The 7,659-nt window shown below is 33.2% G+C and carries 12 protein-coding genes and 8 tRNA genes; 4 read left to right on the top strand and 16 right to left on the bottom strand.

The genetic code is table 11. The features are described from left to right. From ABWP20_RS17965 to ABWP20_RS17935, 7 genes are all read right to left on the bottom strand, one after another. Positions 1 to 393 (bottom strand): DUF7666 domain-containing protein (locus ABWP20_RS17965; protein ID WP_353097713.1); only part of this gene is annotated, 393 nt, incomplete at its 3' end. Positions 394 to 457: 64 nt separating this feature from the next. Continuing rightward, positions 458 to 1,003 (bottom strand): hypothetical protein, encoded by a 546-nt coding sequence (locus ABWP20_RS17960; RefSeq protein WP_353097712.1) that lies wholly within the window; start codon positions 1,001 to 1,003, stop codon positions 458 to 460. An 11-nt stretch (positions 1,004 to 1,014) separates the two neighbouring features. Further along, the gene (locus tag ABWP20_RS17955; protein WP_353097710.1) at positions 1,015 to 1,407 is read right to left on the bottom strand and encodes a hypothetical protein; all 393 of its coding nucleotides are present in this window, start codon (positions 1,405 to 1,407) and stop codon (positions 1,015 to 1,017) included. A gap of 138 nt (positions 1,408 to 1,545) precedes the next feature. Further along, positions 1,546 to 2,382 carry a phosphoadenosine phosphosulfate reductase family protein gene (locus tag ABWP20_RS17950; protein ID WP_353097709.1) on the bottom strand — a complete coding sequence of 279 codons (837 nt, stop codon included), beginning with the start codon at positions 2,380 to 2,382 and terminating at the stop codon, positions 1,546 to 1,548. 153 nt (positions 2,383 to 2,535) lie between these two features. Next, positions 2,536 to 2,781: a helix-turn-helix domain-containing protein gene (locus ABWP20_RS17945; RefSeq protein WP_353097708.1), complete on the bottom strand. Its 246-nt coding sequence runs from the start codon at positions 2,779 to 2,781 to the stop codon at positions 2,536 to 2,538. Positions 2,782 to 2,792: 11 nt separating this feature from the next. After that, positions 2,793 to 3,548 (bottom strand): phage antirepressor KilAC domain-containing protein, encoded by a 756-nt coding sequence (locus ABWP20_RS17940; RefSeq protein ID WP_353097707.1) that lies wholly within the window; start codon positions 3,546 to 3,548, stop codon positions 2,793 to 2,795. 38 nt (positions 3,549 to 3,586) lie between these two features. Beyond that, positions 3,587 to 3,769, bottom strand: coding sequence for a helix-turn-helix domain-containing protein (locus tag ABWP20_RS17935; protein WP_353097705.1), 183 nt, complete (start codon positions 3,767 to 3,769; stop codon positions 3,587 to 3,589). 263 nt (positions 3,770 to 4,032) lie between these two features. On the opposite strand from ABWP20_RS17935, the gene ABWP20_RS17930 reads away from it, so the two are divergent. Continuing rightward, positions 4,033 to 4,389, top strand: coding sequence for a helix-turn-helix domain-containing protein (locus tag ABWP20_RS17930; RefSeq protein ID WP_353097704.1), 357 nt, complete (start codon positions 4,033 to 4,035; stop codon positions 4,387 to 4,389). Here ABWP20_RS17930 and ABWP20_RS17925 read toward each other — a convergent pair. Then, complete coding sequence (locus ABWP20_RS17925) at positions 4,375 to 4,506, bottom strand: hypothetical protein (protein ID WP_353097702.1); 132 nt, start codon at positions 4,504 to 4,506, stop codon at positions 4,375 to 4,377. The two genes, ABWP20_RS17930 and ABWP20_RS17925, sit on opposite strands and share 15 nt — an antisense overlap. Before the next feature lie 281 nt (positions 4,507 to 4,787). Between ABWP20_RS17925 and ABWP20_RS17920 the strand changes: the two genes are divergently transcribed. Genes ABWP20_RS17920 through ABWP20_RS17910 form a run of 3 tightly spaced genes read left to right on the top strand, consistent with a single transcriptional unit; the run spans position 4,788 to position 6,603 of the window. Further along, on the top strand, positions 4,788 to 5,078 hold the full coding sequence (locus ABWP20_RS17920) for a helix-turn-helix domain-containing protein (protein WP_353097701.1): 291 nt from the start codon (positions 4,788 to 4,790) through the stop codon (positions 5,076 to 5,078). Next, complete coding sequence (locus tag ABWP20_RS17915) at positions 5,059 to 5,337, top strand: hypothetical protein (protein ID WP_353097700.1); 279 nt, start codon at positions 5,059 to 5,061, stop codon at positions 5,335 to 5,337. The genes ABWP20_RS17920 and ABWP20_RS17915 overlap by 20 nt, the downstream gene beginning before the upstream one ends. A gap of 12 nt (positions 5,338 to 5,349) precedes the next feature. Further along, positions 5,350 to 6,603, top strand: coding sequence for a tyrosine-type recombinase/integrase (locus ABWP20_RS17910; protein WP_353097698.1), 1,254 nt, complete (start codon positions 5,350 to 5,352; stop codon positions 6,601 to 6,603). A gap of 42 nt (positions 6,604 to 6,645) precedes the next feature. Here the strand turns inward: ABWP20_RS17910 and ABWP20_RS17905 are convergent. The 8 genes from ABWP20_RS17905 to ABWP20_RS17870 form a co-directional block, all read right to left on the bottom strand. Further along, positions 6,646 to 6,722: transfer RNA gene (locus ABWP20_RS17905), tRNA-Arg, on the bottom strand. Between the two features lie 15 nt (positions 6,723 to 6,737). Further along, positions 6,738 to 6,811: transfer RNA gene (locus ABWP20_RS17900), tRNA-Gly, on the bottom strand. A 48-nt stretch (positions 6,812 to 6,859) separates the two neighbouring features. Next, a tRNA-Gly gene (locus ABWP20_RS17895) sits at positions 6,860 to 6,934 on the bottom strand. A 63-nt stretch (positions 6,935 to 6,997) separates the two neighbouring features. Continuing rightward, positions 6,998 to 7,082, bottom strand: a tRNA-Tyr gene (locus ABWP20_RS17890). Between the two features lie 78 nt (positions 7,083 to 7,160). Further along, positions 7,161 to 7,236 (bottom strand) — tRNA-Thr (locus tag ABWP20_RS17885). An 18-nt stretch (positions 7,237 to 7,254) separates the two neighbouring features. Then, positions 7,255 to 7,331, bottom strand: a tRNA-Asp gene (locus tag ABWP20_RS17880). Positions 7,332 to 7,350: 19 nt separating this feature from the next. Further along, a tRNA-Val gene (locus ABWP20_RS17875) sits at positions 7,351 to 7,426 on the bottom strand. 26 nt (positions 7,427 to 7,452) lie between these two features. Then, positions 7,453 to 7,527: transfer RNA gene (locus ABWP20_RS17870), tRNA-Glu, on the bottom strand. Positions 7,528 to 7,659 lie beyond the last annotated feature (132 nt).

The raw sequence follows: 7,659 nt of genomic DNA, 5'->3' as shown, positions 1-7,659 counted from the left end.
ACCTGAGTTCCTATTACCTGAGTTCCAATCACCTGAGTTCCTATTACCTGAGTTCCAATTACCTGAGTTATCTCTACCAGTGCAATTTTTTCCGCTATTAACTAGGTCTAATACCTCGTGCCAGGATAATTCTCTTACTATACGAATTTTATTAGTTACACTTTTGTTATCATCCGATTCTACTAATCCTAACGCTTCTACCTCTGCTACTTTATTGTTACTATCAAACATATAATATTTAAAACAATCACTAGCTTTTCTACAGAAATGAAATCCACTACCGCATAATTCTATATTTCCGTCATGCTCATAAGTTTGTCCTACTTTATATTGAAAACCTCTACAAGTAAAATCATTATTAAACACTTTAAAACCTTTTATTATATTTTCCATTTATTTTTATCTCCTTCCGTGGTATAATGACCTAAATATTATTTTTTAAATTTGTTGACCTTTTCTAGTTCCCTCTAGAAAGGTCTTTTTCTTTTACTAAAAACTTATTGTCTTCGCATACTCTTACTGGCATTATCATTATTGCTTCTTTATTATGTGTTACAAATATAGGGGTAAGCCTTTCGTTACCTTCGCATTTCACTACATAATTATCCTTAATCAAATCAAGATATTTAGTATCTATATAGATATAATCTTCTCCTTTAAAGATGCCAAGGAGTTTATTAAATTCTTTATGAAATAATCCTGTGTATCCTATTTCTTCTACTTCTCTTTTGTCTATCCAGTCAACAAATTCATGTTTCTTCATTTCTTTAACACTGCCTATATCTATCTTTTTGCAAACTACTTTTGTAAAATTCAATGTCTGATTCACTTTTGGCACTACCCCGAAGATTTCAACTAATGTCCCTAAGATTTTTCTATAATTATTCAAATTTAGTTTTATCGCAAAATAACCATTCGCTACATAGTCAAATTCTTTTGATTTATACCATATAAGAGTACCTGAACCCCTCAATTCTTTACATACTTTTGTTACATTAAACATCTTTACACCTCCTATTCGATATACCATTCACCATACAGAATTAATCCTGTGTCTATTGCATATCCTTGTTGTTGTTTCATTGCATAACCCCAATCTGTTTGACTCCCTGCTGGTGAAAACATTTCTGTATATTCAAATTCCTCACCATGTTTCACATATATTGTCTTGCCGCTATTTAATGCCTTTACTGCTTCTATAAAGCTAACAGGTTCTTTTACTTCTTCGTAAACAGTCCCTAGACTTATCACTGCCAATATTCCTGTATTTGCTTTTTCAAAAACAATGTCTCCGTTTCCAACACTTGTTATTATGCTATTTTCATCATTGGGGTAGTTGTTATTAATAGCTTTAAACTTCTTTTCAGGATTTTCAGATAATTCCTTAATCATTTCCCATGTTTTCATTTACTTTCCTCCTATTTTTTGTTTTTCGATACTACATAAGCTACTGTAAAGCCTAGCATCACTACTACTGAAATTATTATTGATATTATTTCTAGTGCTAACTTGAATTTGAAATATGTTTCCAAGCCTGTCCCTCCTCTAATCATCTAAAAATGAATCGCTATAGTCTATTCCTTCATCTTCTATCCACCAATTGTACCAACCGTCTACAGTGGTCCTAAATGGCTCCTGTCCTTTTTCTTTTCTACGTTCTAAATACTTAGGTAAAAATCTTGCTATTGCTCTTTTATAATTCTCTGCAAATTTTGGATATTGTTCTAACTCTTGAATTTTCCTTGAATTCATAGGACAACCAATACAGCCTAATCTCGAATATCCTTGATCATAAAGTTTGCAATACTCTATATTTCTGCTTTTGAGATATTCCCAAACATCTTCATCCAGCCAGTCGATTATTGGATTTATAACTCTTTTACCTTTCTGCATACAATTCTCAAAAAGCCTTCTATCTTCGTCATTATCATCAAAGAGTTTCTTATCCTCTTTCTTAGTTGTTACTATCTCAAAGGGTCTTCTTTTCTTTCTTTTATTGCTTTCTGCCCATCTGACACCAGTAACACATATTCTTCCTTCGCCTCCATGCTCTTTTAGAACTTCACAGCAAAATCTACTCATTCTAGAAGGTAATCCTTTTTCTTCTATTAGTTGAAATATTGATTTTTCATACATATCTCGGCTTACGTCTGGATAATTCTTTCTCATAAAGTAAACTAATTCAGGTGGATCTATTCCAGTTACGTTATAATGTGCATCAAATTTTACTCCCGCCTCTTTGGCTAAGTGATATATTACTTGACTATCTTTTCCTCCACTAAAGGCGAGGTAGTACCCCTCAGAAGATTCAAAGTATCTCAATCTATCTATTGCTATTGCTACCTTATCTATAGTGCCAAACAAAGTATTTTCTACTAACACTGCTACACCTCCCCTCTAAACACTTCTATAAAAACCTTTTTAGCCTCTTATATTTGTAGTTTCATACCAGTTCCTCAATCCTTTAAAGCTTGGCTGAATACCCTTATCTATGCATTTGTTTATATAATGCTTTAGGTACTTGATATTCATTGTTTAGACCACCTCTCTCTTATTTTTTTCTAACCATCTATCAAGATAATCTTTCTTATACAGATAGTTAGTTCCATTGGCTACATGTTCAATCTGACCTATTCTAGTAAGCCTTAGAATAGTGTCATATCCTATCCCTAAATACTTAGCCGCCTGTCTTGCTGTGAATACTTCACGATTAAACATTTCTATATTTGTGTTTAATTCTTCTAAGTTCTCAATTAGCTTTTCTAATAGTGCTTGATTCACGATTATCCCTCCTATATAACTTGCTCTAACTGCATTTCTTTAAATTTATTTACAAAATATATTTGCCCTTTACCTGTTACCTTAGAAGTCTTAGATATACTTATATGTCCATCTGAATGAGTTATTGAAGTTTCTTTAATCTCGAATAATTCTAAATTCATGCTCTTTTGAGTAGGCATATTATAGTCGGTACCTTTCCTTTTAATTAAAAAACCTTCCCTTCTCAACCATTCAAATAATCTATTTTGTCCCATATCTATTCCATTTTGATTTAACAGTTTTGCTAATTCTCCTATTAATATGCTTGTCCTTGATGCAGCCACTGCATTTGCGAATACTGCCTTTGGTGCCATTAATGCTATTTGCTTTTCCTTTTCTTCTAACTCTTGTGCTATCTGGTACATAAACTTACTATCAAGTTTTAAAGGTTTTTCTTGCTCTTTCAAAGCTTGCTCCATCTTATTAAATGCTTCTATATATTTTAATTTCCAAGTTAAAGCTTTTTTGCCTGTAAACCCCATTACCAATAAAGAAAATCCATCTCTAGTTAAAAGATATTCCTTATACCATTGCTTATTTTGCTCATTCTGATATTTGCTATCAATAAATAAGTGGTTATAGGTGTCGCCATTTTTGGCTATACCTTCTATTAAGTTTTCAATATCCCTAGTTACCTTTGCGTGTTCCTTTTCAAAATCTCTTGCTACTTCCCTACTACTTACTACTAATTGTCCGTTTTGATTCGTTATATTAATTAAGTTGCTCATTCCTCATTCCTCCTTTAAGTTTGTCCCCCTTTTAACATTTAATTCATTTCTAAAGCTTGTACTATTCTTTCTCTTTGCTTCACTCCTTTCTTGGCTCCTCGTAATATATCAGACAAATAAGAAGTTGATATATTTAATTCTTTTGCCAAAGCTGTCATTGTAATACCTTTCTTTAACATGATTCCTCTTGCTTCAACTCCGAAATCTGAGTAATTTTGCATTATGACACCTCCCTGTCGATAAATAATAGAGTAAATTTCAGCTAAAACCTTGACAAAGTTCTGTAAATATTCTAAACTAAGAAGGTAAAGAAAAAACTAAATATATCGTTCCCCAACGATTTTTTAAAGGGTTTAACTATACCCTCTGGTTTTTTGTTGTCTTTTTTGGCTTACGTGTTAGCTGTTAAGGATATTATATTAGCAAATTTACAGTAAGTCAATAGTTAATTTGAAAATTTACAAATAATTTTGAGGTGATTTCATTGTCTTTATTAGCAAAAATACAGAATTTGTGTAAAAATAGAGGAATTAACGTTTCTAAACTTGAGAAAGAATTAGAATTTGGAAACGGAACTATATATAGATGGGATAAAAATTCTCCTTCTGTAGATAAAGTGCAAAAAGTAGCTAGTTATTTTGAAATTCCTATAGGTGATCTGTTAGAAGAGGAACAAAAAGAAGCTTCTTCCGCATTAGAAGAAGCCAATCCAGCATTAAAAAACTTTTTCGAAAAACTCGAAGAAGAAAAGATAATTGATTTTGATAATTTCACTGATGAGCAAGGAGAAGATTTATATAATCTCTTAAAAATTGCACTTAAAATCTCAAAGAACTCTTAACTCTTTAAGGGAATCAGGATTTCTAATTTCTTTTATAGCTTGAAACAAAATCTCCAATTCTTCATCAGATAAATTTTTTAATAATTCTATGTACATTGAAATCCACTTTTCTTTCACTATGCATCCCCCTCTTGTCAAACTAACGTTCTGAACTAGCGTTCTATACCTATTGTACTACTCATTACCAAATTTTTCAAGTGCTTATCTTAATTCGATTATATATATTTGTTTAATTTTCGTCAAGCCTTGAAAATACTGGATTACATTCGCTACTCACTACCCTCAAGAGGGTAGTATTTTTAAAAAATATATTGCTATTTAACAAAATATGTGGCAAAATTTACCACCCCCTTGAGGGTAGTTTCCTTGGTACAATTGTATCAAAGGAGTGTAAAATTATGTCGAATATTGTTGCAAAACGTCTGAAAATAATAAGGAATTCTTTAAATTATTCACAAGAAGACTTTGCTAAGTACTTAAAAGTAAGCTTGAGATCGTATGAAAAGTGGGAACAAGGGATCAGGGTACCCGCCCTTAGTAATCTTATTAAGATAGCTGATAAGCTTGATATAAATATAGACTTCCTTTTAGGAAGAACTGATGTGATTATAACTGTAATAAATTATAAGAATATAGATAAATATTTCAAACAAACAAAGGAGGACAATAATGGATGGTTTAAAAGATAATTTAAAAAGAGTTAAAAACGTTGCTGAATTGTTTGCTAACTTTGATGGGGAACAGCAAAAATCAATTGAGAATTTTCTGCTAATCGCAGCTATACAAAATGAAGACAAAGATAATATTGTTTTAAACTTTTTTAGAAATGCTACTCCCGAACAAAAAGAGCAAGCTTGGCGATTCTTGCAAGAACTTAAAGAAAGACGAGTATCGAAAAATGAACAAGATGATAAAACTACTTCGATTACAATTAACGTAAGAATTTAAAGGAGGATAAAAATGTCATATACTAAAGTCGATAAGGATAAGTATAGAATTTTTATAAGTGACGGATTTAATCTTGATGGATCTAGAAGAAGATTCTCTAAAACTATCACAACTGATTTGAAAGGTAGAGATTTAGAAAAGTTTCTATTTCTCCAGGAGATGGAATTTGAGGAAGAAATAAAAAAGAAAGATCCTAAATTTCATTTGCTAGCTAAAGGCACTTTTGAAGCTTATTCTGTATGGTGGTTAGGATATAAAAAATTAGAGGATAAAACTAGAGATAACTATCAAAATTTTTTAGATTTAAGAATCTTACCCCTAATTGGCAAAAAGATATTAGATAAAATAACAACTGGTGATATGTTAGAATTAATGAATATAATCGAAACTGCCCCCTCAGAAAAGACTAAAAAACCTTTATCGACTAAAAGCGTTAAGCATTATCATACATTGCTTAAAACAATGTTTAGTGATGCGATTACTTTAAAAATAATAAATGATAACCCCATGGAGAATGTGCCTGTTAAAACTCCTAAAGCTCAATTAAAAGATAACTACTATACATTAGAAGATATTAATTCATTATTAAAAATACTCCCTACCGCCCCTATTCGCTACCAATTAGCGATTTTATTGACAATTAGTACTGGCATAAGGCTAGGAGAGTTATCGGGGCTACAATGGCGACATATTGATGTAAATAATAATATATTAATAATAGAACAAGCTAATTCTTATGCCGCTAAAAAATCTAAAATAAAAGATACCAAGACTGATTCATCTGTAAGAAAAATTTCTTTTCCTAGTTTCCTTATAGATTTAATAGAGGAACATAGAGAAAATGAAAAATTGAAAAAAGAATTATTAGGCGATCAATGGTTCTATGAAGAAAACGAACATGAAAATGATTTTGTATTTACTCAAAAAAATGGAAAGGTAATTTTTAAAGATACTATATCTGATTGGTTTAGAAAGTTTATAGAGAATAATGAATTGAAGAAAATAACATTTCATGGATTAAGACATACCTCTACTACTGTTTTAATAACAAGCGGAATAAATGTAAAAAATGTTTCCAATAGATTAGGTCATTCTAGAGCATCAACTACTACAGATTTTTATGCTCATGCTCTAGAAACTGTTGATAAAGAATCTGCTGATATTTTTAATGATATATTTAGTAAAAAAGAAGATGAAGAAGAAGATAAAGAAGAAAGTGGCACGGAGGGTGGCACGCGAGTACCATATTTAAGAGTTGTTAAATAAAATAAAAAACCTCACGATATTGTAATCGCAAGGCTTGTAGTGTGGCGTACCCTGAGGGAGTCGAACCCCCGACCTTCTGGTTCGTAGCCAGACACTCTATCCAGCTGAGCTAAGGGTACATTTAGATAAATAAATGGAGCGGGTGAAGGGGATCGAACCCTCGCAACCAGCTTGGAAGGCTGGGGCTCTACCACTGAGCTACACCCGCATAAATTTTAAAAAAATGAAGAATATATACTCTTCATAAGAAAAACACTGGAGCGGAAGACGAGATTCGAACTCGCGACCCTCGCCTTGGCAAGGCGATGCTCTACCACTGAGCCACTTCCGCATATAAATACTTATTTAGTTTCTTAACCTTAAAAACCCCTAAATATTTTTCATGATGTATATATGGTGGAGGAGACTGGATTCGAACCAGTGAAAGCTCAGCTAACGGATTTACAGTCCGTCCCCTTTATCCTCTTGGGTACTCCTCCTTATTATTTAATGGAGCACCTTCGGGTACTACCAAAAACACCCTATGGGGTATAAACATTAACTATTAAACAAGTTAATGGAGCTGGCGAGAGGAATTGAACCCCCAACCTACTGATTACAAGTCAGTTGCTCTGCCAATTGAGCTACGCCAGCTTATTTAGTTAGTTTAATTGGCGACCTGGAAGGGACTCGAACCCTCGACCTCCAGCGTGACAGGCTGGCATTCTAACCATCTGAACTACCAGGCCAATTAGTTTTTTGATTCTATGGTGGGCACAACAGGGCTCGAACCTGTGACCCCCTGCTTGTAAGGCAGGTGCTCTCCCAACTGAGCTATGCGCCCATATGTTTTTTTAACCAAATTAACTATGGTGACCCCACCGGGATTCGAACCCGGGTTACCGCCGTGAAAGGGCGATGTCTTAACCGCTTGACCATGGGGCCTTGTATTATTTATGCAAATTGAAAAATTATGGCTAGTCCCAACGGACACTACCGAATTAAACCCTGCGGGGTATGTATTGGTTGCGGGAGCCGGATTTGAACCGACGACCTCCGGGTTATGAGCCCGACGAG

Origin of the sequence: Tissierella praeacuta, assembly GCF_040396155.1 — a bacterium.
GTDB lineage: Bacteria > Bacillota > Clostridia > Tissierellales > Tissierellaceae > Tissierella > Tissierella praeacuta_A.
This window is presented reverse-complemented; position numbering and strand designations above follow the sequence as displayed.

Bases quoted from the DNA above. Each gene is read 5' to 3' on its own strand.
- ABWP20_RS17935 (WP_353097705.1), bottom strand. From the start codon at position 3,769: ATGCAAAATTACTCAGATTTCGGAGTTGAAGCAAGAGGAATCATGTTA.
- ABWP20_RS17960 (WP_353097712.1), bottom strand. From the start codon at position 1,003: ATGTTTAATGTAACAAAAGTATGTAAAGAATTGAGGGGTTCAGGTACT.
- ABWP20_RS17920 (WP_353097701.1), top strand. From the start codon at position 4,788: ATGTCGAATATTGTTGCAAAACGTCTGAAAATAATAAGGAATTCTTTA.
- ABWP20_RS17910 (WP_353097698.1), top strand. From the start codon at position 5,350: ATGTCATATACTAAAGTCGATAAGGATAAGTATAGAATTTTTATAAGT.
- ABWP20_RS17955 (WP_353097710.1), bottom strand. From the start codon at position 1,407: ATGAAAACATGGGAAATGATTAAGGAATTATCTGAAAATCCTGAAAAG.
- ABWP20_RS17940 (WP_353097707.1), bottom strand. From the start codon at position 3,548: ATGAGCAACTTAATTAATATAACGAATCAAAACGGACAATTAGTAGTA.
- ABWP20_RS17915 (WP_353097700.1), top strand. From the start codon at position 5,059: ATGGATGGTTTAAAAGATAATTTAAAAAGAGTTAAAAACGTTGCTGAA.